The 25195-nt window shown below is 70.2% G+C and carries 23 protein-coding genes; 15 read left to right on the top strand and 8 right to left on the bottom strand.

Features of this window, described 5'->3' with window-relative positions:
- Positions 1-42: 42 nt before the first annotated feature.
- Positions 43-1938 carry a prolyl oligopeptidase family serine peptidase gene (locus tag FDA94_RS39330; protein WP_170991054.1) on the top strand — a complete coding sequence of 632 codons (1896 nt, stop codon included), beginning with the start codon at positions 43-45 and terminating at the stop codon, positions 1936-1938.
- Here FDA94_RS39330 and FDA94_RS21615 read toward each other — a convergent pair.
- A complete protein-coding gene (locus FDA94_RS21615; RefSeq protein ID WP_170991053.1) occupies positions 1887-3020 on the bottom strand; it encodes a benzoate/H(+) symporter BenE family transporter in 1134 nt (377 codons plus the stop codon). The genes FDA94_RS39330 and FDA94_RS21615 overlap by 52 nt on opposite strands.
- A 60-nt stretch (positions 3021-3080) precedes the next feature.
- Here FDA94_RS21615 and FDA94_RS21610 point away from each other — a divergent pair, with 60 nt between their 5' ends.
- Together FDA94_RS21610 and FDA94_RS21605 are read left to right on the top strand one after the other, a co-directional pair.
- On the top strand, positions 3081-3614 hold the full coding sequence (locus FDA94_RS21610; protein WP_137248896.1) for an XRE family transcriptional regulator: 534 nt from the start codon (positions 3081-3083) through the stop codon (positions 3612-3614).
- Between the two features lie 115 nt (positions 3615-3729).
- Entirely contained in the window at positions 3730-5397 is a 1668-nt protein-coding gene (locus tag FDA94_RS21605; protein WP_137248895.1) for a hypothetical protein, read from the top strand.
- Between the two features lie 38 nt (positions 5398-5435).
- Here the strand turns inward: FDA94_RS21605 and FDA94_RS21600 are convergent, their stop codons facing one another.
- Positions 5436-7055, bottom strand: a complete 1620-nt coding sequence (locus tag FDA94_RS21600) for a class I adenylate-forming enzyme family protein (RefSeq protein WP_137248894.1) — start codon at positions 7053-7055, stop codon at positions 5436-5438.
- Positions 7056-7173: 118 nt separating this feature from the next.
- On the opposite strand from FDA94_RS21600, the gene FDA94_RS21595 reads away from it, so the two are divergent.
- A complete protein-coding gene (locus FDA94_RS21595; protein WP_137248893.1) occupies positions 7174-7626 on the top strand; it encodes a hemerythrin domain-containing protein in 453 nt (150 codons plus the stop codon).
- Here FDA94_RS21595 and FDA94_RS21590 read toward each other — a convergent pair.
- A complete protein-coding gene (locus FDA94_RS21590; protein ID WP_137248892.1) occupies positions 7616-8542 on the bottom strand; it encodes a winged helix-turn-helix transcriptional regulator in 927 nt (308 codons plus the stop codon). The two genes, FDA94_RS21595 and FDA94_RS21590, sit on opposite strands and share 11 nt — an antisense overlap.
- Before the next feature lie 114 nt (positions 8543-8656).
- Here FDA94_RS21590 and FDA94_RS21585 point away from each other — a divergent pair, with 114 nt between their 5' ends.
- Genes FDA94_RS21585 through FDA94_RS21575 form a run of 3 tightly spaced genes read left to right on the top strand, consistent with a single transcriptional unit; the run spans position 8657 to position 11287 of the window.
- A complete protein-coding gene (locus FDA94_RS21585; protein WP_137248891.1) occupies positions 8657-10084 on the top strand; it encodes a carotenoid oxygenase family protein in 1428 nt (475 codons plus the stop codon).
- Between the two features lie 26 nt (positions 10085-10110).
- Positions 10111-11043 (top strand): LLM class F420-dependent oxidoreductase, encoded by a 933-nt coding sequence (locus FDA94_RS21580; RefSeq protein WP_137248890.1) that lies wholly within the window; start codon positions 10111-10113, stop codon positions 11041-11043.
- Between the two features lie 52 nt (positions 11044-11095).
- Complete coding sequence (locus tag FDA94_RS21575) at positions 11096-11287, top strand: hypothetical protein (RefSeq protein ID WP_030451175.1); 192 nt, start codon at positions 11096-11098, stop codon at positions 11285-11287.
- Here the strand turns inward: FDA94_RS21575 and FDA94_RS21570 are convergent, their stop codons facing one another.
- Together FDA94_RS21570 and FDA94_RS21565 are read right to left on the bottom strand one after the other, a co-directional pair.
- Positions 11288-11593 carry a DUF3817 domain-containing protein gene (locus FDA94_RS21570; RefSeq protein ID WP_030451176.1) on the bottom strand — a complete coding sequence of 102 codons (306 nt, stop codon included), beginning with the start codon at positions 11591-11593 and terminating at the stop codon, positions 11288-11290.
- Between the two features lie 2 nt (positions 11594-11595).
- Complete coding sequence (locus FDA94_RS21565) at positions 11596-12360, bottom strand: SURF1 family protein (RefSeq protein WP_137248889.1); 765 nt, start codon at positions 12358-12360, stop codon at positions 11596-11598.
- 117 nt (positions 12361-12477) lie between these two features.
- On the opposite strand from FDA94_RS21565, the gene FDA94_RS21560 reads away from it, so the two are divergent.
- A complete protein-coding gene (locus tag FDA94_RS21560; RefSeq protein WP_062438396.1) occupies positions 12478-12663 on the top strand; it encodes a hypothetical protein in 186 nt (61 codons plus the stop codon).
- Between the two features lie 58 nt (positions 12664-12721).
- Here the strand turns inward: FDA94_RS21560 and ggt are convergent, their stop codons facing one another.
- The gene (gene ggt / locus FDA94_RS21555; RefSeq protein ID WP_137248888.1) at positions 12722-14470 is read right to left on the bottom strand and encodes a gamma-glutamyltransferase; all 1749 of its coding nucleotides are present in this window, start codon (positions 14468-14470) and stop codon (positions 12722-12724) included.
- Between the two features lie 127 nt (positions 14471-14597).
- Here ggt and FDA94_RS21550 point away from each other — a divergent pair, with 127 nt between their 5' ends.
- The 4 genes from FDA94_RS21550 to FDA94_RS21535 all read left to right on the top strand — a co-directional run bounded on the left by FDA94_RS21550 (position 14598) and on the right by FDA94_RS21535 (position 18732).
- A complete protein-coding gene (locus FDA94_RS21550; protein WP_246060082.1) occupies positions 14598-15707 on the top strand; it encodes a sensor histidine kinase in 1110 nt (369 codons plus the stop codon).
- Entirely contained in the window at positions 15704-16351 is a 648-nt protein-coding gene (locus FDA94_RS21545) for a response regulator transcription factor (protein WP_137248887.1), read from the top strand. The genes FDA94_RS21550 and FDA94_RS21545 overlap by 4 nt, the downstream gene beginning before the upstream one ends.
- Positions 16352-16454: 103 nt before the next feature.
- Positions 16455-17273 (top strand): sulfite exporter TauE/SafE family protein, encoded by an 819-nt coding sequence (locus tag FDA94_RS21540; RefSeq protein WP_246060085.1) that lies wholly within the window; start codon positions 16455-16457, stop codon positions 17271-17273.
- 58 nt (positions 17274-17331) lie between these two features.
- A complete protein-coding gene (locus FDA94_RS21535) occupies positions 17332-18732 on the top strand; it encodes a tetratricopeptide repeat protein (RefSeq protein WP_137248885.1) in 1401 nt (466 codons plus the stop codon).
- Here FDA94_RS21535 and ald read toward each other — a convergent pair.
- Together ald and FDA94_RS21525 are read right to left on the bottom strand one after the other, a co-directional pair.
- On the bottom strand, positions 18729-19844 hold the full coding sequence (gene ald, locus FDA94_RS21530; RefSeq protein ID WP_137248884.1) for an alanine dehydrogenase: 1116 nt from the start codon (positions 19842-19844) through the stop codon (positions 18729-18731). The two genes, FDA94_RS21535 and ald, sit on opposite strands and share 4 nt — an antisense overlap.
- A gap of 16 nt (positions 19845-19860) precedes the next feature.
- Positions 19861-21240: an aspartate aminotransferase family protein gene (locus FDA94_RS21525; RefSeq protein WP_137248883.1), complete on the bottom strand. Its 1380-nt coding sequence runs from the start codon at positions 21238-21240 to the stop codon at positions 19861-19863.
- Between the two features lie 177 nt (positions 21241-21417).
- Here FDA94_RS21525 and FDA94_RS21520 point away from each other — a divergent pair, with 177 nt between their 5' ends.
- From FDA94_RS21520 to FDA94_RS21510, 3 genes are all read left to right on the top strand, one after another.
- The gene (locus FDA94_RS21520) at positions 21418-22758 is read left to right on the top strand and encodes a M20/M25/M40 family metallo-hydrolase (protein WP_137248882.1); all 1341 of its coding nucleotides are present in this window, start codon (positions 21418-21420) and stop codon (positions 22756-22758) included.
- 60 nt (positions 22759-22818) lie between these two features.
- A complete protein-coding gene (locus FDA94_RS21515) occupies positions 22819-24483 on the top strand; it encodes a substrate-binding and VWA domain-containing protein (RefSeq protein WP_246060081.1) in 1665 nt (554 codons plus the stop codon).
- Between the two features lie 244 nt (positions 24484-24727).
- Positions 24728-25192, top strand: a complete 465-nt coding sequence (locus tag FDA94_RS21510) for a hypothetical protein (protein ID WP_137248880.1) — start codon at positions 24728-24730, stop codon at positions 25190-25192.
- Positions 25193-25195 lie beyond the last annotated feature (3 nt).

Raw genomic sequence — 25195 nt, 5'->3', positions numbered from 1 at the left:
CCTCCGGGGGCGGGAGTCGCTCCAAATCGGTACTGTCCTGCCATGACACACCCGGTAGTGCACAAACTGCACGGCATCGAGCGGATCGACGACCACGCCTGGATGAGAGACTCCGCGGCGGTACGCGATGTGCTCGTCTCCGAGCGGCGGCGCTACGAGTCCCGGATCGCCCACACCGCCCCCTTTCGGCAGCACCTCGCAGCCATAATGGCTGGACGGACGCCTGAGACTGAGTCTTCAGTCAGTTGGCGTCATGGGGCCTTTGTCTACTACACGCAGATTGACGCCGGAAGAGAGTTCGGCGAATTCAGACGAAAGCGTGATGCGACCGACCACGTCCTGCTCGACCTCGACGCGTTCGGCGATTACGTCGAACTGGGCGTGCGCGAGGTGTCGCCGGACGGGCGCTGGCTGGCCTACTCGATCGACGTGACCGGCGACGAGGTCTATGACCTGCGGTTCCGTGATTTGTCGACGATGACCGACCTGCCGGTGAGCATCGGCGGCACCTATTACACGGGCGGCTGGTCGGAGGGGTGGTTCTACTACACGGTGGTGGACGAGGTGTACCGCCCGTGCGAGGTACGCCGATACGACATCGCCACGGGCGCCGACGAGGTCGTGCTCCGCGAGGGCGACCGCCGTTTCGAGCTGACCGTGCGGGCGACCCGATCGGGCACCCACCTGCTCATCACCGCCGCCAGCCGCGACACGACCGAGGTGTGGTCGGTGGTCGACGGGGTGCCCGAGTCGGTCGGCGGGCGGCGTCCGGGCGTCGAATACCGCTGCGACGCGACCCTCGACGGCCTGGTGACCTGGACCGACGACGGGCATGCCGAGTTCCGGGTGGTCGGCGTGCCGCCGCTGCCCGGCGAGCGGATCCACTCGGTCGACTGCTTCGACGGCTACAAGGTGCTGACGCTGCGCCGGGGCGGCGACCCGCTGCTGCGGGTGCTCGGCGACGACGGTACGTCGTACGAGGTGCATCCCCCCGTCGCCTGCGGGCGGATCGCCCTGGTGCACAACGAGGAGTACCTGACCGATTCGGTGATCTTCGAGACGGGGTCGTACAGCGAACCGACGCAGTGGTGGCGGCTGACGCTCGCGTCCGGCGTCCGGAGGCTGCTGAAGGAGAACCCCCGTTACGACGGCTACGTGAGCGAACGCCTCTGGGCCCCCGCTCCGGACGGCGCGCGGATCCCCGTCACGGTCGTCCGCCGCGCCGACGTGCCGCTCGACGGGACCGCCCCCTGTCTCCTCTACGGTTACGGCGCCTACGAGGCCGTCTTCGACCCGACCTGGGACGCCGCCCTGTCGGCCTTCCTCGACCAGGGCGCGGTCTTCGCCCACGCCCACGTCAGGGGCGGCGGCGAGATGGGCCGCGCGTGGTGGCAGGCGGGCCGGTTGTCGCGCAAGACCACGACCTTCACCGACCACATCGCCGCGGCCGAGTTCCTGCTGGACGGTCACGTCTCGAAGATCGCCACCCGCGGCCTGTCGGCCGGCGGCCTCCTCCAGGCCGCCGTCTACGGCATGCGCCCCGACCTGTGGGCGGCGGTGGTGGCCGAGGTCCCGTTCGTGGACGTCGTCACCACGATGCTCGACGACACCATCCCGCTGACCGTGAACGAGTGGGACGAATGGGGCGACCCACGACGCCTTGAGGACTTCACGTGGATGCTCGCCTACTCGCCGTACGACAACATCCCGTCGGGCGACCTGCCCCCGCTGCTGGTGACGGGCGCGGTGAACGACCCCCGGGTGCTGGTCCACGAGCCGGCCAAGTGGGTGGCCGCGCTCCGCGCCAAGGGCGCCGACCCGCTGTTCCGGGTGGAGGTGGAGGACGGCGGCCACTCCGGCCCGCCCGGCCGCTACGCCCACCTGCACTACGAGGCGGAGATCTTCTCCTTCGTCCTGGAGGAGCTGAAGAAGACGTGAACGACCCCGCCCGCGAGCAGCCCCCAGAACGCGCCCCCCACCCCGAGGAATGAGACGCCGGAGGCGGTCACCAGGAAGGTGATGATGGCCGCCTCCCCCTCGATGCTCCTGACGGCGGAGGTCAGCGCCCCGAGGAGCGCCAGCCCCGCGACCCCCTGGATGAGGATCGGCGGCGACTGCACCACGAACGAGGTCGCGACCGCCGCCGAGAGCCCGAGGCAGATCATCGCCACCCCCGAGGTCGTGGACGCGATCCACCTGCGCGCCGGATCGGGCTCGGCGTCGGGCCCCGCCGACAGCGCCGCCGAGATGGCGGCGAGGTTGACCGCGTGCCCCCCGAACGGTGACGCGGCAGCCGACGCGACCCCGGTGACGGTGAGCGCCTTGGCGAAGGGCACCTGATACCCGAACCCCGCCATGACGGCCATCCCCGGCACGTTCTGGGACGCCATGGTCACCAGGAACAGCGGCACCGCGATCGAGACCACCCCTTGAACGGTGAACTGCGGGGTAGTGAACGTGAGCTGCGGCCACCCCGCGCCGACCGGGGCCGCGATGCCGACGACCGCGACGAGCAGCGCGGCAGGCACGGCCCACGTGCGGGCGAACCGCATCAGCACCAGCCAGACCAGCACGACGGGAACCGCCAGCGCCGGAACCTTCACCACGGCCTCGACGGGCGCCAGGCACAGGGGCAGCAGCACCCCGGCGAGCATGGCGGCGGCGATGGGCTGCGGAATGGCGGCGATCCAGCGTCCCAGCGGCTTGAACAGCCCCGCGACGACGATCAGCACCGACGAGACGAGAAAGGCCCCCACAGCGGTGGCGAACCCGCCGTCGACCGCCCCGGTGGAGGCGAGCAACGCCGCCCCCGGCGTCGACCAGGCGATCACGATCGGCATCCGATACCGCAGCGAGAGCCACATGGAACTGACCCCCACGGCGAGGCAGGCCGCGAGCAGCCCGGAGGCGGCCTGGGCCGGGCTCGCCCCCACGGCCTGGAAGCCGCCGAGCAGGATCGCGAACGAACTCGCGAACCCGACGACGGCGGTGACGATGCCCGCGACGATGGGCTGGACCATGGGCTTTCCTCCTACCGTTCCATAAACGGAACGCTTGCCGCGTGAGGGAGGATAGCCGACGTGGACGCCCAAGAGATAGGCCGCCGCCTCCGCGACCTTCGTGAGGCGAAGGGCATGTCGCTGTCGGCCCTGGCCAGAGTGGCGGGGGTGGGGAAGGCGACGATGTCGGGCCTGGAGACCGGCACCCGCAACCCGACCATGGAGACACTGTGGAAGGTGACGGCGGCCCTGGAGGTCCCGCTGACGGCCCTGCTGTCGTCACCCGCGGTGTTGCCGGACGTGGCCGTCGAGGGGGAACTGCTCGAATCGTTCACCGACGCGACGGTGACGTACGAGCTCTACCGCCTGGTCATCAAGGCGGGCACCGCCCAGGTGTCACCCGCCCACGGGCCCGGCGTGACGGAGCACCTGACGATCTTCAGCGGCACGGCCGAGGTGGGGCCGGAGGCGGCACCGCTGACGGGCGGGCCGGGCGACCACCTGGTGTGGACGTCGGACACGCCTCACGTTTATGCGGCGCGGGGGGTTGAAGACGTGCGGGCGAGTCTGTTGATCCGCTACCCAAAACCGGCGAGACATCTAGAATCCCCCTAAACACCTGCCAATGATGCACAAATGTCCGGAAAGCGAATTTCGGACATTTGCCCTACCGGGAAATGGCATCGGTCGGTGTTTTATCCGACCAGAGCTCGGGCCCGTGGGGGGACATTTGATCACCGGACGCTACCGCATGGTCTTCCATTCGGCCCTCGCTCCGGCGGACGCCTTCGCCACCGCCACGAGGGAGCTTCGAAGCTGGTTGACAGCCAAGAGCAAACATCGAGCGATCGATATCGCAGCATATGACGCCGGCCATTCACAGCTGGGGAAGGGCATCCTTCTCCTGCACAATGCCCGCGCCGAGGGTGACGGCACCCAGACACGGCAGTGGCAACTGAGAGAGCATGACGAAAACGGATATTGGCTGAGCTCCCTGGTCGTCCACGCTCCGGCGAAACCCGCGGACGCCCAGCAGCGCACCTGGTTCTGGCTCGATGTCGAGTACGTACGGAGGACGGACGGAGAGGAGATGCGGGCCGGCCTGCCCGGCATAGCCCGCAAGCTGCTCGCCGCCGTGAACGCCTATGACCATTGGGCCGAACTCGCACCCCGGCCCATTCTCATCAGGCCTGATCGAATTGAGCATCTGCTCGAAATCCTCACCGACGAGGAACGCCGGCTGCCGGTTGTCATCGCGTCGCCGCACAGCAAAATCCCATTCGACACGTGGCACAAGGTAATCGAGCAGGCCACAAAATACCTGCACGGGATCGCCAGCATCTACATACTCGATCCCGTCACCGAAAAGACGTTCAACGCGGAGATCGGCAGCAGCTTCGGAGTCTGGGGTGGCGCGGTAAGGACGTACCTGCCCGGCCTGGACTTCGCCGTCGAGGACGACGCCCGCCGACATCGCGTCCTGTCCAGCGCCCGCATCGAGGCCGACGTCCATCGTTCTGCCGGACTCCTCGCAGGACTTCCCCGGCAACTGTCGGCCGACAGCCGCCTTCCCAAGCCTTTGAGCCGATTGTCGCGAGCAGACGTCGCGCCCACCGCGACAAGTCGAGACAGCACGATCCCACTGGATCACTCAACCATCGTCGAAGAGTTGCGCCAGGAGAACAGCGAACTGCGTGAACTCCTGGAACTCTTCGACTACGAAGAGAGAACACTGAGAGGCGAGAGCGCCGACCTGAGAGACGACCTACTGGACACGGCCGCGGAACTCGAAACGGCCAACCAGAAGATCGCCGAGCTCTCCGACTGGGTCCGCACTCTCAGGAAACGGCTGGAATTCGCGGGAAAAGCGGCCGAAGCATGGGTTCCCGCCGAAGAGCAAACGGTGCTTCCCACTCAACTTCCCGAGGTTCTCGAGCTGATGGACGGCCTCGAACGAGTCGAATTCACCGGCGACATCGATGTGGTCTGGAAACTCGACGAAAGAGCGCAGTCCTCGACCTGGGCCCAAACCACCTGGCAAGTCGCCCTCGCCATGCAGGAATACGCCGACGCCGTGGCCGACGGGAAATTCCATGGTGATTTCCGTCGATGGTGCCTCGAACCGGCGGACGGGGTCGCCGCCATCTCCGCCGGAAAGGTCAAGACAGAGGAGTCCGAAACTGTACGGAAGAATGCGAAGATGCGCGGGCAACGCGAACTACCGGTGCCGCGAGAAGTGGATCCGTCAGGGCGCACCTATATGGGTGCACACATCAGGATCGCCGGAAGCGGCGGCATGAGCGCACCTCGCCTCCACTATTACGACGACGTCCGGGGCACCGGAAAAATCTATATCGGGTATTTAGGTCCGCACCTCGACGTGAAGTCGACGAATTGACCACCCCGGCAGCCGGTTCATCGTGGTGGGCGTGAAGACTAGAGCGTCTCCCGCAACTCCCGCTTGAGGATCTTCCCCAGCGAGTTCCGGGGCAGCGCCTCGACGACCTCCAGCCGCTCCGGCAGCTTGTACGACGCGATCCCCGTGTCCCGTAAGAACTCCACCAGCGATTCCAGCGTCACCGACGTCTCGGGCTTCACCACGACCATCGCGCAGGCCTTCTCCCCCAGCACCGCGTCCGGATACCCCACGACGGCCACCTCGGCCACGGCCGGATGCCCGGCAAGGAGAGCCTCGATCTCGGCCGGCGCGATGTTCGTCCCGCCCCGGATGATCAGGTCCTTGGCCCGGTCGACGTACCGCAGATACCGCCCCTGGGCGAGCTCGAACACGTCGCCGGTGATGAGGTACCCGTCGTCGTCGAAGGGATCCGCCTCGGCCGTCCCCGCCAGATACCCCGCGAACACGGTCGGCCCGGACAGCCGCAGCTCCCCGGGCACCCCCTCAGAAGTCACCTCGGTCCCGTCGTGCGAGAACAGCTTCACCGAGGTCCCGCCGAGCGTCCCCGGCCAGGACGTCCCGGGGGCGTCGGGACGCGGGAAGTAACGCGCCCGGTCATCAGGGTCGGGCATCGTCTCGGGATCGGAAAGAAGGGCGATCCCCTCGTTCGACCCGAAGAAGTTGATGATCGCGATCCCGTGCTTCTCCTGCCACCCCCGCACCATCGGCGGCGGAAGAGGGGCGGACCCCGACCCGATCCGGGTGAGCGACGAGATGTCGAACTGCCCCAGCACCTCGGGCTTGTGCAGCAGCATCGTCAGCAGGGCGGGCGGGGCGAGCGTGTAGGTCACCCGCTCCGAGGCGACCTGCGTCAGGTAGACGGGCAGGTCGAAGGGGTGGTGCTGGATGAGGGCGAACCCGGTCCGCAGCCACGGCATGAAGACGCCGCCGATCCCGGCCATGTTGACCATCGGGAACGGGTTGAGCACCACGTCAGACGGGCCGAGGCCGACCGCGTCGGCGCAGGTCCAGCCGACCGCGCCCCAGTCGTAGTGGCACCGCGGCACCCCCTTGGGCGTCGCCTCGGTGCCCGACGTCCAGCAGATGGTCACGCAGTCGTTGGGGTCGACGCTCAGCGCGGCCAAGTGCGCGGCGAGCTTGCCGGAGTCACCGGTGGCGGTCTCCAGGTCGCCGCCCCATTCGAGGACCGTGTCGACCCCGATCTCGTGGACGACCTCCGCACGGTCGGCCGAGGTGACGAAGACGGAGGCGGCGGCGAGAGGGGTCAGCTGGGCCAGCTCATAGCGCCGGAACTGCACCGGGAAGGGCGTCACGATCGCCCCGATGCGCACTACGGCGAGCACGGTGACGGCCAGTTCGACCGAGTTCGGCAACTGGACGGCCACCACGTCGGAGGCGGCGACGCCGCGGTCAAGGAGGACGGCGGCCACCCGGTCGACCTCGGCGTCGAGTTCCGCCCAGGTCAGCCGCTTGACCTGGGAACCGGCCATGAGGGCGGGCTTGTTCGGGGGGTCGGCCACGGCGAGGGCGGTGGGGCGTTCGGCAACGCGAGCCCGCAACAACCCGTCAATGGTGTCGTCAGTCCACCACCCGGCGGAGGTGTAGCGCTCGACGACATCTTTCGCGTGCAGCCTCATACCGGACTCCCGGACTCTTTGATTGTGCCCGGAACATTAGGCAACCCCGTCTCCAGGGTCAACGAGTTTCGGCTGATTCGTGTGGGTTAGGCGGAAGAGATCAGAAAGGAGGCCACGGATGGACCGCCGCACCACCGTCGAGCCGGATCAGGACCTGGACGTGATCATCGTGCTGACCCGTCAGCACGCCCTGATCAGGGATCTGTTCGATGAAGTGGAGCGCAGTCAGCCCGCCGACCGCAGGGAGACCTTCGGAAGGCTGGTGCGGCTGCTGGCCGTACATGAGGAGGCCGAGGAGGTCGTCGTGCACCCGGTCGCACTGGCCCGCCTGAACGGCGGGGCAGAGATCGTGGCGAGCCGAAGACAGGAAGCAGGGCACGTCAGGGAGCTCATCAGAAGACTCGATCCCGATTCCCCCGATTTCACGCGCGATCTGGAAGTCCTCAGGGCGACGGTGTTCGCCCACGTCACCGCGGAGGAGAGGTACGAGTACGCCGCACTGGACTCGGTGACCAGCGCGGCCGAACGGCACGCCATGGCCGAAGGGGTCAGGGAGACCTTCAGGCACTGATGTCGAAGTGCACCTCGCGGCGGGCGAGCACGCCGCCGCAGGCGGTGCAGAGCAGCACGGGGGCGAGCCCGGCGCCGCACGACTTGTGAGTGATGTCGAGTGTGGAGCCCGGTGGCGTCGGGAGCTCCCGCTGGGCCCACGCGACGAGGAACGCGAAGACCTCGAAGAAGGCCAGGCCCCGCTCGGTGAGGCGGTAGCCCGACTCGCAGGGGCGGAAGACGCCGAGGTCGACGAAGCGGCGCAGCCGGTCGGTCAGCACCGAGGGCGCGATGCCCATCTCGGCCTGGAAGTCGCCGAACCGCTTCACGCCGAGGAAGGCGGCGGCCAGCACGTGGGTCGACCAGCGGTCGCCCAGGATCTCCATGGCGTCGGGGCAGTAGCCGAGGTAGTCGGGGCGGGGGCCCGCGGTGCGGCGGTGCCGGCGGGGGGCGTGCGCGCTGGCGAAGGTGGCGTTCGGGCCGCGCACCGTATGGGTGCCGCGGGCGGTCATCACGTTGAGGCAGTGGCCGCAGCCGAGCACCGGGCGCGACTCGTGGCCGCAGACGTCGTGGATGAGCGGGGGGAGCTCGCGGTCGGTCCAGTCGCGTTCCCACGAGTAGATCGCGACCAGCAGCGACCACAGGTCGAGGCCGCGCTGGGTGAGGCGGTATTCGTAGCGGATCCGGCCGTTGCGGTAGGCGGCCGTCTCGAAGATCCCGCAGGCCACCAGTTCCTTGAGGCGGGAGGCCAGCACCGACTCGCTGATGCCCAGTTCGTCGCGCCAGCCGGCGAAGGTGCGGACGTGGAGGAGAAAGGCCCGCTGGAGGATCATCAGGACCCACCGGTCACCGAGGATCGTGAGTGCCTGCCCGATCGGGGTGAGCCGCTCTTCGGCCGGAGCCGAAGGTGGTGCGACCGTCAGGGTGGCCTCAGGCATGAGATTCCTGACAGGTGGTGCTGTGCATGTTTCCCCGCGCTTACTGGATGAACCCGAATATCCCACTGTAAGGGCACATTGACGAGCTGACTTCTTTATCCGTAGCGTCACTGTATGAAAGTTCTGGACGAATCAGGCGAAGACAACCCATACCTCCTCGGGGTGTACGCGCCCGTCCAGGAGGAGATCACCGCCGACCAGCTGAAAGTCGTCGGGGAGATCCCGAAGGACCTCAACGGCGTCTACCTGCGCAACGGCCCCAACGCGCGGTTCCCCATGCGGGGCCGCTACCACTGGTTCGACGGCGACGGCATGGTGCACGCCATCCACTTCGAGAACGGCACGGCCCGCTACCGCAACCGGTGGGTGCGCACGAGGGCGTTCGAGGCCGAGAGCGCGGCCGGGCGCTCGCTGTGGACGGGGGTGATGGAGAACCCGAAGGCCAACCCGTTCGGCAACGTGCGCGGGCTCAACCTGAAGGACTCCGCCAACACCGACATCGTGTTCCACCAGGGGCGGCTGCTCACGACGTGGTACCTGTGCGGGTCGCCGTACACGATGGACCCCCTGTCGCTCGAGACGCTCGGCGCGCAGACCTTCCTCGACACGCTGACCGGCGATGTAATGGCCCATCCGAAGGTCGACGAGCGGACCGGGGAGCTGTTCTGGTTCGACTACGGGCCCAAACCCCCGTTCCTCCGGTACGGGGTGGTCGGCCCCCAGGGCACCGTCGACCACCTGGTCGAGCTCGACCTGCCGGGCGCCCGGCTCCCCCACGACATGGCGATCACCGACAATTACGCGGTTCTGATGGACCTGCCGCTGTTCCAGGACCTCGACGCCGCCCGCCAGGGACGCTACAAGCTGACCTTCGACCGCTCGCTGCCGTCGCGGTTCGGGGTGATCCCCAAGCGCGGCCGGGCCGACCAGATCAGATGGTTCGAGGCCAAGCCCTGCTACATCTACCACGTGGTCAACGCGTGGGAGGAGGGCGGCGAGATCGTCATGGACGTCTGCCGCGTCGGCCGCCCCGCTCCCAGCGGCGGCGGCAGCGTGCTCGCCCGCATGATCAGCTACCTCAAGCTCGACGCCCGCATGTACCGCTACCGCTTCGACCTGACGACCGGCACGACCTCCGAGGAGTACGTCGACGGCGACCACAACACCGAGTTCCCCTCGATCGACCTGCGGATGACCGGCCGCAAGTCCCGGTACGCCTACAACGTCTCCGTCAAGCAGGCCCCCACCAACCTCTTCGACGGCCTGGTCAAGTACGACAACCTGACCGGCGCGAAGGAGACCTACTACTACGGCGAGCACCGCTACGGCAGCGAGGCCCCCTTCGCCCCCCGCGACGGCGGAGCCGGCGAGGACGACGGCTACCTGGTCACCTTCGTCACCGACGACCGGGAGGACCGCTCCGAGGTCCAGATCCTGGACGCCGCCGACATCACCAAGGGCCCGGTGGCCCGGGTGCTGCTGCCGCAGCGCGTACCCCTCGGCTTCCACGCCACCTGGGTACGGTCGGACCAGCTCCCCTGATCGTCCACGAACGAGAACGGCTCCAGATGCTCAGCGTTTCCCTCGGCCTGTGGCAGGACCGGCCGGCCTCCGACGCCCTGCTCACCGCCAAGGCGGCCGACGACCTCGGCTATCCCGAACTGTGGATCGGCGAGATGGCCACCTACGACGCCTTCGCCCTGGCCACCGCCGTCGGCCTGGCCACCGAACGCATCAGTCTGACCCTCGGCCCCTTCGCCGTCGCGGTCCGCGACCCGATGATGATCGCGATGGGCGCGGCGTCGGTGGCCGACCTGGTCGGCAGGCGGGTCGACGTCGCGATCGGCACGTCCAGCCCGCTCGTGGTCGAGCAGTGGCACGGCCGCCCCCACGCGGGTTCGGCGCGGGCGCTGGCCGAGCACGCCGAGGTGCTGCGCGGCCTGCTCGACGGCGAGAAGTCGGCGCATCCGCGCTCGTCGGGCTACCGGCTCCGGCTCGACGCCCCGCGCTCGACCGTCTCGGTCGCCGCCTTCGGGCCGCAGGCGGTGAAGATCGCGGCCAGGGCCGACCGGATGGTCCTCAACCTGATCACCCCCGCGTCGGCCGCCCGGCTGATCGGCGACTTCCGCGCGGCGGGCGGGAAGCGGGTGACCGCCTGGGTGACCGCCGCCACCGGCCGCGACGCCGCCGCGACGGAGCAGCTCCGCCGGGGCGTCGTCGGCTACCTGGCCGCCCCCGGCTACGGCGAGATGTTCACCGAGGCCGGGTTCGGCGACGTCGTGGCCTTCGCCCGCACCCGCCCGCACCCCCGGGAGCTCCTCGCCGAGATCCCGAACGAGCTGCTCGAATCGGTCGGGCTGCTCGGGCCCTCCGCCGAGAAGCGGCTGGCCGAATATCGTGACGCCGGGGTCGACGAGATAGCCGTGGTGCCCGCGAGCACGGCAGACGATCCAGGCGGGGCCGTGACGCTCAGGGAACTGCGGGCCCTGGACGCACGTTGAGGATCCATCGTCCAGTATTGAGATGCATCGCGAATGATCCGAAGGGGCCCCAATGTCGCCACTCGCCAAGTACTACGTCGGTGCGGGCATCGGTTCGCTGCTCGCCATCTGGCTGCTGCCCGGACTCATCTCTTTCCTGGTGGTGGTCGGGCTCCTCGGGGCGCCCGTCGTCGCCTGGTTCATGCTCGACGAATCCCAGCGGCGGCGCATCCTGCGCCTGCGCCGCCGGGGCATCGGCCGCTAGTCAGGCCGCCGCGACCTGGGCGTGAACCCGGTCGGTGACCCGCCGTTCGAAGTAGAACGACAGGAACGGCACCGTGCCGGCGAGCATCACGCCCAGGATGTAGCCCCACGACCAGCGGGCCTTCAGGCCCAGGTTGATGGTGGCGACCAGATAGACCATGTAGAGGAAGCCGTGGATCGGCGAGATGATCTGCGACGGCCCGGGGATGTCGAACCCGTAGCGCAGGACCATTCCGGTCACGAGCACGAGCAGCATGCAGCCCACGATGTAGGCCATCACTCGAAACGGCTTGAGGGCGGATTCCACGGTCACGTCTCCGGCTCGGGTTCGGGGTCATCAGATCGTATGGCGTCGCGGACGAAGTGGAACCACATGTAGACGGCGAACGCCGCGAAGATCCACCACTGGGCCGCGTAGGCCAGGTTGCGCCAGGTCAGCGCGGCCCCCTGGGTGGGGGCGGGCACGGCCACCGGGGTGGCCGACAGGGCGGGCGTCTGCCGGGTGGCCACGACGAAGCCGTCGCGCAGGTCGCCCGTCCAGAGGTTGATCAGCTCGGCCGTCGAGACGGTCGCGACCTGCCCGGTGGGCAGGGCGCCCCCGCGCTGGACCGCGTCCGACTGGTCGGGCGCCCGCAGGCGGCCGGTCAGGCTCACCTGGCCCGCCGGGACGGCCGTGGCGGGGTCGTCGGGGGAGGCCACCCAGCCGCGTACCACCGGCATGGTCGAGCCGTCGGTGAGGGTCAGCGGGGTGAGCAGCCAGAATCCCTGGCCGGCCGAGGCCCTGCCGCCGGGGGCGGCGACGTCGGGTTCGCGGTCGGCGACCAGCAGCTGCGCGGCGGCGTCGTAGGTGCCGGTCGCGGTGACCTGGCGGCCGACCTCGTCGGCGGTCACCCGTTCACCGGGCGTGCTGAGGTCGGTCAGCGCGACGGGGGCCGGGTCGGCGGCGGCCCGGGGTTGCCCGGAGTCGGTGAAGACGCCGAGCTGCCAGCGGCCGAGCAGGATGAAGGCCACCAGAACCCCGATCACCAGCAGGTGGAGGCCCACCAACCGGGGAGCGAACAGGGTGCGCAGCATGACTGACAAGGTATCCGCCTTGCACACCGGTCCCGGCCATGGGGCCGGATTCCTCAAAACTAGCAATAACGACATATTGGTGTCTCGTGGGCATGGTGTGTCGCTAGAGTTCGTGACATGTCTGACCCACAGGTTGACCCGGCCGGGAACACGCAGGCCTTCCGCGCCTTCGCCCGTAACCAGGAAGAGGCCGCGCAGGAGGCCCAGCAGCAGGAGTCGTCGCGCCTGCCCCTTTACATCGCCCTGGGCGTCGCCCTGGTGATCGTGGTGGCGGTCGTCGGCTACTTCGCCTTCCTGGCCTAGGAAGACCTCCCCTGAGCAGAACCGCCGGCGACCGCGCCCGCCGGCGGTTTTGACATGCTCAGCGAACCACCAAAGCGCTGCCGCCGCCCCTTCGGGTGGGCTCGGCGACGGCCTGGACCTTGCCGTGCCTGAGGAACTCCAGCGCGGTCGCGGCGCCGATCTCCGGGGTCGGCGCGAACGTGTGGCCCTTGGCGGTCAGTTCGGCGCCGTACCTGTCGATGAAGGCCTGTTCGGCCTGGGTCGCCGCGATGTTGCGCTGCGAGGCGCGCGGGGCGGCCAGGGCGTCGGGCAGCGACATGCCGAACGTGAAGCGGTTGAGCAGGATCTGCAGGACGGTCGTGATGATCGTCGCGCCGCCGGGCGAGCCGACCGCCAGCAGCGGCCTGCCGTCCTTGAGCACGATCGTCGGCGCCATCGAGGAGCGCGGGCGCTTGCCCGGGGCGGGCAGGTTGGGGTCGTTCGGCGCGGGGCCGAAGGTGAAGTCGGTCAGCTCGTTGTTGAGCAGGATGCCCCGGCCGGGCACCACGATCCCGGAGCCGCCGGTCTGCTCGATGGTGATGTTGTACGCCGCCACGTTCCCCCACCGGTCGGAGACGACCAGATGGGTGGTCTCGGGCCCTTCGGGCTGCTGCTCCTTGCTCTCGGGCGCGGGAGCGGGCGTGGCGCAGGGGCCGTAGACGCCGTCGGGCTGACCGGGCGCGGCCGGGTGGGGCAGCGCGGTGTCGCCGATCAGGCAGGACCGCTCCTTGGCGAAGCCCTCTGACAGGAGCTGCTTCAGCGGGACGTCCACGAACTTGGGGTCGCCGACGTAGGCGTTGCGGTCGGCGAAGGCCAGGCGGCTGGCGTCGAGGTACTCGCTCAGGCCGACCGGGCCGACGTTCTCGAGGATGTTGAGCGCCTCGCCGACCGTGGAGCCGCCGGAGGACGGCGGGGCCATGCCGTAGACGTCGAGGCCGTTCCAGCGGACCTTGGTCGGCTCGGGGGTGAGCGCCCGGTAGGCCCGCAGGTCGGAGACCTCCATCAGGCCGGGCCGGACGTTCCGGGCCGAACCGGGGGTGACGGGCGGGGTCTTGACCGTGGCGACGATCTCCTGGCCGAGCTTCCCGCCGTAGAGCCACGAAGGGCCACGGTCGGCGAGTTCCTGGTAGGTGCGGGCCAGATCGGGGTTGCGGAACGTCGAGCCGACCGGGGGCGGCGCGCCGCCCGGCAGGTAGAGGGCCGCCGTGGAGGTGAAGTCGGCGAAGCGGGCCGCGTTGGCGGCGGTCTGGTCGTAGAAGGTCTGGTCGACGGGGAAGCCCCTGCGGGCCAGGTCGACGGAGGGCTTCAGGGCCTTCTTCAGCGAGATCGTGCCGAAGCGGCGCAGCGCCAGGTCCCACTGGGCCACCGAGCCGGGCACGCCGACCGACAGGCCGCTGGTGACGGCCTGGTCGAAGGGGATGCCCTCGAAGGTCGTGGGGGCCATCGCCGCCGGGGCGGTCTCGCGGCCGTCGATGGTGACCACGCGGCGGGAGCGGGAGTCGTAGTAGACGATGAAGCCGCCTCCGGCCAGCCCGGCCGAGTAGGGCTCGGTGACGCCGAGCGCGGCGGCTCCGGCGACGGCGGCGTCCATGGCGTTCCCGCCGTCCTTCAGCACGCCGAGCGCGACCTTGCTGGCCTCCAGGTCGACGGTGGCCACGGCCCCGCCGTAGCCCTCGGCCACGGGTTTCTTCTCCACCTGGGGCCGGACCTGGGGCCGGGCCTGGGCGGGCGGCGCGACGAGCGCCCCCAGCACGACGATCCCGAGCGCGGCGCCTGTGACGCGTCTCATGGTCACCTCCACTTTGCGATCATCCAAGGATGACCGGACATGTCAAGACCCGGTACGCCCCGAGGTGTAGTGCGGGCTTCCCCCGCTGATGGATGTCATGCCCACTGAGGTCGCCTAACGTGACACCGTGGTCGAGCGCAGAGACGTGGTGCACGCCATCGCCGCGGCGGTGGTGCAGACTGTCGCGTCCGTCGGCGCCCAGATGGGCCAGCCCGACCGCACCCCCCTCGACTGGCGGGGCTACCTGCTCCTGCTCGTCGGCCCGGCGATGATCCTGTGGATGCGGCGGCAGCCCGTCGGGGCGATGGCCGTCACCCTCCTGGCGACCGCGACCTTCCTGACGTGCGGCTTCGCCTACGGGCCGGTGTTCCTGACGCCGATCATCATGATCGTCCACACCCTGGTCTCCGGTCACCGGCGCCCCGCGTGGGTGTGGGGCCTGGCGTCACTGGTCTTCGTCGTCGTCTATACGACGTGGTTCGCGAACGGCCCCAGCGGCTGGTTCCACAACCTCACCGTGGCGGCCTGCCTGCTGCTGGTGCTGGTCTTCGCCGAGTGGCTGCGGGCCTTCCGCGAGCGCCGGGCCGAGAAGGCCCAGAAGGCGGCCGAGGAGGAGCGGCGGCAGGCCAGCGAGGAGCGGCTGAGCATGGCCCAGGAGCTCCACGACGTGCTGGCGCACAACATCTCGCTCATCCACGTGCAGGCCTCGACCGCGCTCCACCTCATCGAGACCCATCCCGAGCAGGCCCGCAGCGCCCTGTCGACGATCAAGACGGCGTCCAAGGACGTGCTGAGCGAGATGCGCGGCGTGCTCGACGTGCTGCGCGAGGGCGCGCCCCGCAACCCGACCGCCGGGCTCGACCGTCTCGACGACCTGGTCGACCGCAGCTGCCTCGACGTGAAACTCGTCCGGACCGGCGAGGTCAGGGCCGTCCCGCACGGACCCGACCGGGCCGCCTACCGGATCGTCCAGGAGAGCCTGACCAACGTGACCCGGCACGCCCCCGGCTCGTCGGTGGTGGTCACCCTCGACTACGGCGACGACGCGCTGGCCGTCACGATCACCGACGACGGCGCCGGGAAGCGCGACGCCGTCACCGACCTGGGCGGCGGCAACGGCATCCCCGGCATGCGCGAACGCGCCTCGGCCCTGGGCGGGTCGCTCACCGCCGGCCCCCACGACACCGGCTTCCGGGTGGCCGCGGCCCTCCCGATCCCCGCGAAGGAGAACCCGTGATCAGGATCCTGCTCGCCGACGACCAGGCCCTCGTCCGGGCCGGGTTCCGGGCGCTGCTCGACGCGCAGGACGGCATGGAGGTCGTCGCCGAGGCCGGCGACGGGGCCGAGGCCGTGCGGCTGGCCGGGGAGCACTCCCCCGACGTGGTGCTGATGGACATCCGGATGCCCGGCACCGACGGCCTGACGGCCGTCCGGCTGATGCCGCCGGGGCCGAAGGTGGTCATGCTGACCACGTTCGAGCTCGACGAGTACGTCTTCGAGGCGCTCCGCGGCGGCGCCAGCGGGTTCCTGGTCAAGGACACCGAACCGGCCGAGCTCATCCAGGCCGTCAGGGTGGTGGCGGGCGGGGCGGCGCTGCTGTCTCCCGGCGTGACCCGGCGGCTGATCGCCGAGTACGCGTCGCGGGCGAAGGCCCCGGTCGTGCCGAAGCAGCTGGGTTCCCTCACCGAGCGGGAGCGCGAGGTGCTCGCCCTGGTGGGCAACGGGCTGACCAACGACGAGATCGCCGGGAAGCTGTTCATGTCGCCCGCGACGGCGAAGACCCATGTCAGCCGGGCGATGATGAAGCTCGGGGCGCGCGACCGCGCCCAGCTCGTGGTCATCGCCTACGAATCGGGCCTGGTCAGGCCGGGATGGACGTGATGAAATAGCCCGGTAAGCGCTTTCCGTACTGCGGCCAGGTGCGGAGGGAGTGGCACTCGGGCTACTTCTCGCGTCCGGCCGGTCACGTTAGGTTGCGCTGGTGATGGCCTTGTTCGCCGGCGGGGTGGGCGCCGGGCTGCTCGCGGGCTCCGTGTCGTGCACGGCCGTCCAGGGCGGGCTGATCGCGGGGGTCGACCGCATCTGGGCCTTCCTGGCCGGGCGGGCCCTGGTTCACATCGTGCTGGGGGCGCTACTGGGCCTCGTCGGCGGGGTGCTGGTGCTCTCGCCGCAGGTCAGAGCTCTCGTGCTGGTCGTCGCGGGGATCGGCGTGGTGGTCGCCGGAGTCGCGCTGCTGCGCAGGCCGATGGCGTGCCGGCCGCTCAAGGGATCGCCGTTCACCCGAGGGGCGGCGACGGTGCTGGTCCCCTGCGGGGTGACGCTGAGCACCGAGCTCGCGGCGGTCTCCGGCGGGTCGGCGCTCGCGGGGGCGGTGCTGATGGGCGGGTTCGTGCTGGGGTCGTCTCCGGCATTCGCCCTGGTGGGGATCGTCCTGAAGCGGCTGGCCCGGTGGGCCGGGGTGCTGGTGATCGCCGCCGGGCTCTTCACGGTCTTCTCCGGCGTACGGCTCGGCGGCTGGCTCCCCGACAGCCCCGCCGTCGCCGCCTCGGCCGGGAACGTGGTCTGGGCGACGCCCGACGGCTTCCGGCCGGCGATGATCACGGCTCCCGCCAACCGGGAGATCGTGGTGATCTTCCGTACCGACAACAACCGGAGCTGCACCACCACGGTCGCGATCGACGGCAGAGACGTCGCCCTGCCGGAGACCGGGCAGGTCACGATCAGGCTCGGCGCACGGGGGCCGGGGACGGTCCGGTACTCGTGCGGCATGGGCATGTTCTCGGGATTCATCAGCATCCGCTGAGGTAAGAAACTGGCAATCACCCTCCGTGATCAGACTGTTACATGTAACTCTGTCCGGCATGACAATGTGGCCTGAGGTGTCGGCCAGGATCGCACAGGTCCCGCCGCCCCGCCCCGCCGCCGACGGCGAGGGCGACGATCTGCACGCCGCCGCTCAGGCGGGGGACGCCCGCGCGGCCCACCTGCTCGGGCGGCTCTACGCCCAGCGTGGCGACCGCTCGGCGGCCCGCCACTGGTGGGAGCGGGCGGCCGGGGCCGGCAACGTCGACAGCGCCTTCAACCTCGGCAAGTGGCACGAGAAGCACGGGTCGCTGGAGGAGTCGCTGCGCTGGTACGAACTGGCCGCCGGCACCGGCGACGCCGAGGCCGCCGCCAACCTGGCCACGTTGCTGCTGGAGCAGAAGGGCGACGCCCCGGCCGCCTTCCACTGGTATGAGACGGCCGCCGCCGCCGGGTCGCGGCGGGCGTCCCGAAGACTGGCGCTGCTCTGCGAGGACGCCGGAGAGCTGACGCGCGCCCGCGACTGGCACCGCAGGGCCGCCCTCGACGGCGACCTGACCAGCGCCCACGACCTCGGCTTCCTCGGCTACTCGTGCGGCGAGGAGGGCGACGCGCGGCACTGGTGGGAGTTCGCGGCCCGGGGCGGGCACGCCGAGGCCGCCTACCACCTGGGGCTGCTGCTGCACGCCCTGCGCGATCCCGAGGGCGCCGAGGTGCTCTACCGGCTGGCCTCCCAGCACGACCACCCGGGGGCGGCCTCCCAGCTGGGCAACCTCGCGCTGGCCAGAAGAGACCTGCGCACCGCGCGGGCCTGGTTCGAGCGGGCCGCCGGCACCGGCCGGGTCGACGACCAGCGGATGGCCGGGTTCGTCTGCGTGGAACTCGACGACGCGCGGGCCGCCTCCCACTGGTTCGGCCGCGCGGCGGCGAGCGGCGACGCCGAGGCGGCGTACAACTTCGGGTTGCTCCTGATCGCCGAGCACGCCGACATGAGCGGCGGCGAGCACTGGCTGCGGCAGGCGGCGGCGCAGGGCCACTACCGGGCGGCGGTGGAGCTGGCCACGCTGCTGACGGCCACCGACCGGGCCATGGAGGCCGAGCGGTGGAGCAACCTGCCGAAGACCCCGGGCTGGGACCGGCCGGCCGAGCCCGAACTGGCCGCGCGGGCCGAACTGGCCGTCGCGGCGGCCGGACGGCGCGGCGAGACCAGCCTCGACGTGGCCGAGCTGAGCGAGATCCTGGGCACCTGGGACATGGTCACCCGGCGACTGCGCGACCCGATCGACCCGATCACGTGGCTGTCGGAGAAGAGCGGCCTGCACGTCGGCGCGGTCGAGCACCTCGCGGCGGTGCGGGCCACCCTGCTACGGCCGGGGACCGCCCCCTGGCCCACCCCCACCGAAGTGGAGCGGGTCCTGGAGACGGCCCGTGACCTGCGAAAACGCTTGGGCCTGAGTTAGGCCGCGATGACCTCGCCAACCGGGGTGTACGGCAGCTGGTGCGCCACCGCGACCGGCTCGTTGGTGACGAGACCCTGGTGGGTGTTGAGCCCGAGGGCGAGCCCGGCGTCGCCCGCCAGCGCCTTCTTCCAGCCCTGGTCGGCCAGCTTGACCGCGTAGGGCAGGGTGGCGTTGGTGAGGGCGTAGGTGGAGGTGTTGGCCACCGAGCCCGGCATGTTGGCCACGCAGTAGAAGATCGAGTTGTGGACCGTGAAGGTCGGCTCGGCGTGCGTGGTCGGGCGGGAGTCCTCGAAGCAGCCGCCCTGGTCGATGGCGATGTCGACGAGCACCGAACCCGGCTTCATGCGGGCGACCAGCGCGTTCGACACCAGCTGGGGGGCCTTGGCGCCCGGGATCAGCACGGCGCCGATCACCAGGTCGGCCTCCAGGCAGGCCTTCTCGATGGCGTACGACGTGGACACCAGGGTCTTGAGGCGGCCCTGGTAGATCGCGTCGATGAAGCGCAGCCGGTCGATGTTGACGTCGAGGATGGTCACCTCGGCGCCCATGCCGACCGCGATCTGCGCGGCGTGCAGACCCGAGACGCCGCCGCCGATGACGACGACCTTCGCCGGGGCCACGCCGGGCACGCCGCCCGGGAGCACGCCCCGGCCGCCGTTGAAGCGCATCAGGTTGTACGCCCCCACCTGCGGCGCCAGCCGCCCGGCCACCTCGGACATCGGGGCCAGCAGCGGCAGCGCGCCGCCGACCTGGACGGTCTCGTAGGCGATGGCGGTGGTGCGGCTCTCAAGGAGCGCGTCGGTGCACGGCCGGGAGGCGGCCAGGTGGAGGTAGGTGAAGAGCACCTGACCCTCGCGGAGCCGGTGGTACTCCTCGGCGATCGGCTCCTTGACCTTCAGGACCATCTCCGACTCGGCCCACACCTCGTCGGCCGTGTCGACGATCTTCGCGCCGGCCGCCAGGTATTCCTCGTCGGGGATGTGCGAACCGAGGCCCGCACCGCGCTGCACGTGGACGTCATGGCCGTGACGAACCAGCTCATGGACGCCCGCGGGGGTCGCCGCGACACGATATTCGTGGTTCTTGACCTCGGCGGGCACGCCGATCTTCATCTTCGGGGTTCCTTTCTCAGAGCAGAGCCCAGGCTTCGGTGAGGACTCCGCGAAGGATGGATTCGATTTCGTCGAACTCCTTCTGGCCGCAGATGAGCGGCGGGGCGAGCTGGACCACGGGATCGCCGCGGTCGTCCGCCCGGCAGTACAGGCCTGCCTCGAACAGCGCCTTGGAGAGGAAGCCCCGGATCAGGCGCTCCGACTCGTCGGCGGTGAAGGTCTCCTTGGTGTTCTTGTCTTTGACGAGCTCGACGCCCCAGAAGAACCCGCTGCCCCGCACATCGCCGACGATGGGCAGGTCGTAGAGCCTTTCCAGGGTGGCGCGGAACGCGCCCTCGTTGCGGGTCACGTGACCCAGCAGGTCTTCGCGCTCGAACAAATCGAGGTTCGCCAGCGCCACGGCCGCCGACACGGGGTGTCCGCCGAACGTGTAGCCGTGGGCGAACATCTCGGTCCCCGACTTGAACGGCTCGAAGAGCCGGTCGGAGCAGATCATCGCTCCAAGTGGAGAATACCCGCTGGTCAGACCCTTCGCGGACGTGATGATGTCCGGTACGTAGTCAAATTTTTCCCCGGCGAACATGGTGCCGAGCCGGCCGTAGGCGCAGATGACCTCGTCCGAGACGAGCAGAACGTCGTACTCGTCGCAGATCTCGCGCAGTCGCTTGAAGTAGCCGGGCGGGGGCGGGAAGCAGCCGCCGGCGTTCTGGACCGGCTCGACGAAGACGGCGGCCACCGTGTCGGGGCCCTCCATCTCGATCGCGCGGGCGACCCGCTCGGCGGCCCAGATGCCGTACTGCTCGGGGGTCATGCCGGGGACGCCGGTGATCTCGTCGGCGCGGTAGTGGTTGGTGTTCGGCACCCGGACCGAGCCCGGCACCAGCGGCTCGAACATCTGCTTGAACAGGGGGATGCCGGTGATCGACAGGGCGCCCTGCGGGGTGCCGTGGTAGGCGATCTGGCGGCTGATGACCTTGTGCTTGAGCGGCTTGCCGGTCAGCTTGAAGTACTGCTTGGCCAGCTTCCACGCGGTCTCGACGGCCTCGCCGCCGCCTGTGGTGAAGAACACACGGTTGAGGTCGCCCGGGGTGTGCTCGACCAGCCGGGCGGCGAGCTCCACCGCCTTGGGGTGGGCGTAGGACCAGAGGGGGAAGAAGGCCAGTTCCTGGGCCTGCTTGGCGGCCGCCTCGGCGAGTTCGCTGCGACCGTGTCCGGCCTGCACCACGAAGAGGCCGGCGAGGCCGTCGAGGTAGCGCTTGCCGTTGACGTCGTAGATGTAGGCGCCCTCACCTCGCACGATCATGGGGACCTCGGCGTTCTCGTAGGCGCCGTGGCGGGTGAAGTGCATCCAGAGGTTGTCGTGAGCCGCTCTCTGCAGGTCTTCGGGGTGCGTCATCAGTACTTCCCTTGGTGTCTGAGCTCCGCTGTCAGTGTGCATTGCGTCCCAGACTTCTGCCAAGGGAAAACGTGGTTGCAAATTGAAACGGCTTCGGATTCCTCGATATCTACGTGTAACGGCGACGAAATTCGTCGGTCGTCTGGAACGTGCCCGGTTTGTGGTTCGATGGGGCGCATGACTCCTGGTGACATCGAAGACGCCGTCGCCGCCGCCATGCCCCGCGCGGTGGAGGACCTCAAGGCGCTGGTCTCTATCCCGTCGGTCGCCTTCCCCGGGCATCCGGAGGAGGAGGTGCACCGCGCCGCCGCGGCCGTGGAGTCGCTGCTGCGCGACGCCGGTCTGCCGACCGTGCGGCAGATCCCGGTCGCGGGCAGCTTCCCCGCCGTCTACGCCGAGGCCCCGGCGCCTCCCGGCGCCCCGACCGTGCTCCTGTACGCCCATTACGACGTCCAGCCCCCCGGTGACCCCGCCCTGTGGGACACCCCGGCCTTCGAGCCCACCGAGATCGACGGTGCCGTGTACGGGCGGGGCGCCGCCGACGACAAGTCCGGCATCATCACCCACCTCACCGCGCTGCGCGCCTTCGACGGCCGCTTCCCCGTGGGCGTGCGGGTAATCATCGAGGGCCAGGAGGAGTACGCCGGCGAGCGCCTGGAGCGGTTCGTCGAGGAGAACCCCGACCTGGTCCGCGCCGACGCGATCATCGTGGCCGACTGCGGCAACCCCGCCGTCGGCGACCCGGCGGTGACCACCTCGCTGCGCGGCATGGCCGCCGTCACGGTCGAGGTGCGCACCCTCAAGGACGCACTGCACAGCGGCTCCTTCGGCGGCCCGGCCCCCGACGCGCTGTCGGCGCTGATGCGGATGCTGGTCGCGCTGCACGATGACAACGGCGACGTGCGCGTACCCGGCCTGGAGAAGGGCGTCTTCGACGGCGACGCGGGCACCGACGAGGAGTTCCGCCAGGGCGCGGGCGTGCTCGACGGGGTCTCGCTGGTCGGCACCGGCTCGATCGCCGACCGGATCTGGGGTTCCTACGCGATCACGGTGACCGGGCTCGACGTGCCGACGGTCTCGGGCGCGGTCAACGCGATCCAGGCGGTCGCGCGGGCCCGGGTGACCATCCGCGTCCCGGCCGCCAACGACCCGAAGACGGCGCTGTCCGACGTGACCGCGTACCTGGAGGCGCAGGCGCCGTGGGGCGTCCATGTCACGTTCTCCGACGTGTCGGTGGGCTCGGGCTTCCAGGCCCCGGCGGGCGGCCCGGCCCGTGCGGCTCTCGACCGCGCGATGACCAGGGCGTTCGGCCGTGAGCCGCGCGACGTCGGCCAGGGCGGCGGCATCCCGCTGGTGGCCACCCTCCAGCGCCAGTTCCCCGAGGCCGAGCTGCTGCTCTTCGGCGCCGAAGACGAGGCCGCCCGCATCCACGCCCCCAACGAGCGGGTCGTGATCGACGAGCTCCGCCGCGTCGCCACCGCCGAGGCGCTGTTCCTGCTGGAGTACGGCGCGTCGTAAAGAACTTTGGCGGGCCTCCATTCGTCGGGATAAATACCGACACGTCTGTGGGAGGCCCGCGTGCGCCGACGATCCCGCCGGTTCTCTGTCCTCGTGGTCGCCGCCGTCGTGGCGGGGGCGATCATCGTGGTGGTGCGGACGGTCCACGCCGACCCCGACTGCGCCCCGTCGACGGCCGGGGTGCGGATCGCGGCCTCCAGCGAGAAGGCCGAGCTGTTACGACAGATGGCGGCCGACTACTCGCGCAAGGGCTGCGGGAAGGTGACCGTGGCGACGATGGCGTCCGGGGCCGCCCTCGACGCGCTGGCCGACGGGTGGACCCGCGACGACGGCGCGCGGCCCGACGTGTGGAGCCCGGCGGCGTCGGCGTGGCTGACGCTGCTGCGGCAGCGGGCCCGCTCGGCGCCGATCCCGGCCGACGCCCCCTCGATCGTGAAGACGCCGCTGGTCATCGCGATGCCCGAGCCGATGGCCACCGCCCTCGGGTGGCCCGAGAAGGCCCTCGGGTGGGGTGACGTGCTGGAACTGGCCTCCTCCGAACAGGGGTGGGCGCGGCACGGGCACCCGGAGTGGGGGCCCTTCCGGCTCGGCAAGACGCATCCGGGCTTCTCCACCTCGGGGCTGAACGCGACCATCGGGGCGTATGTCGCGGCGACCGGGGTATCGGGAGACCTGACCACGCGCGACGTCGCCGCGCCGAAGGTGCGGCGGTTCGTCCAGGGGGTGGAGCGGTCGATCGTCCACTACGGCGACACCACGCTCACGTTCCTGTCCAACCTCCAGCGGGCCGACGACGCGGGGGCGGCGATGTCCTACATCTCGGCCGTCACCGTCGAGGAGAAGTCGGTCTGGGACTACAACGAGGGCAACCCCACGGGCGACCCGGCGACGCTGGGACGGCACGACAAGCCCGAGGTGCCGCTCGTCGCCATCCATCCCAAAGAGGGCACGCTCTTGTCCGACAACCCCTACGCCGTGCTGAAATGGGCCTCCCCCGCCAAGCGGAAGGTCGCGGCCGACTTCCTGGCCTACCTGCGGGCGCCCACGCAGCAGAAGCGCTTCACCGAGCACGGCTTCCGGTCCCTCGACGACCCCCTGCCGGTGCGGATCCTCCAGGTCCCGGCGCCGAAGGTGCTCGACGCCGTGCTGGCGAGCTGGGCCGAGCTGCGCAAGCCGGCCAACGTGCTGATGGTCATGGACGTGTCGGGCTCGATGGAGGCCCCCGCCTCCGGTACGGGCAGATCGAAGCTCGCCCTGGCCCAGTCGGCGGCCAAACGGGCCGTCGGCGACTTCGGGCCGCGCGACCGGGTCGGGCTGTGGTCGTTCTCGACCGGCCGGACGGAGCTCGTGCCGATCGCCACGGGCACCCGCGACGACCTGCGGGCAGAGATCGACCGCCTGCGCCCCCAGGGGGCCACCAGCCTCCATGACACGGCGCTGGCGGCGTACCGGCACGTACAGGACCGGGCCCGGAGCGACACCATCAACGCCGTGGTGCTCCTCACCGACGGACGCAACGAGGTCCAGCAGACGATCACCCTCGACCACCTCCTGAAGGGCCTGCGCGGGCGGCACCCGGTGCGGGTCTTCACCATCGCCTACGGCGCCGACGCCGACCTGGAGACCCTGAAGGCCGTCTCCGACACGACGAGGGCGGCCTCCTACGACTCCCGCGACCCCGGCGTGATCGACCGGATCTTCACGGAGGTGATCGCCAATTTCTAGGTTCGCCAACCCGTGGGCCCTGCTGCCGGGCGCCGTCGCGGGCCTGGCCACCCTGGCCCTGCGCCTGCCCGTCGCGGCGGCCGTCGCCGTCGCCCTGGCCGGCTGGCTGATCGCCGCCTTCCTGTCCTCCCCCGAACCCGACGAACCTCCCACGCCCACCCCGGTCACCACGGACAGCGCGGAGGACCGCGCCCTGGCCCGCGCCGAACGCGCCGCGGCCGCCTTCGCCGAACTGAGCGAGTCGATGCGCGGCCGGCTGCTGGTCGGCCCGGTGGCCTCGATGCGCCCCCAGGTCGACGACACGGTCGCCACCCTGCGGCGGCTGGCCGCCCACACGTCGGTCACGACGGCCGCCCTCGGCCGCCTGGACCCCGACTTCCTGCGCCAGGAACGCCTGCGCCTGACGCATGCCCGCGAGTCGGCCCGCCCGGAGATCGCCGCCGAACTCGACCGCGCGATCTCGGCCCTGACGGCCCAGGAGGAGGTCCACGCCCGCCTGTCGGCGACCCGGGAACGCCTGCTGGTCCGACTGGAGTCGACGGTCATCGTGCTGGAGGGCCTGGTCGCGCGGGTGGTCGAACTGTCGGCCATGGACGTCACCAGCGGCACCGACACCCCGGCGGCCCTCGACCACCTGACGGCCGACCTGGAGATCACCCGCCAGAGCCTCCACGACCTGGACGAGGAAACCAGAGGCGACCAGCCCTGATCC

This window comes from Herbidospora galbida (assembly GCF_005233835.1).
GTDB classification, from domain to species: Bacteria; Actinomycetota; Actinomycetes; order Streptosporangiales; family Streptosporangiaceae; genus Herbidospora; species Herbidospora galbida.
This window is presented reverse-complemented; position numbering and strand designations above follow the sequence as displayed.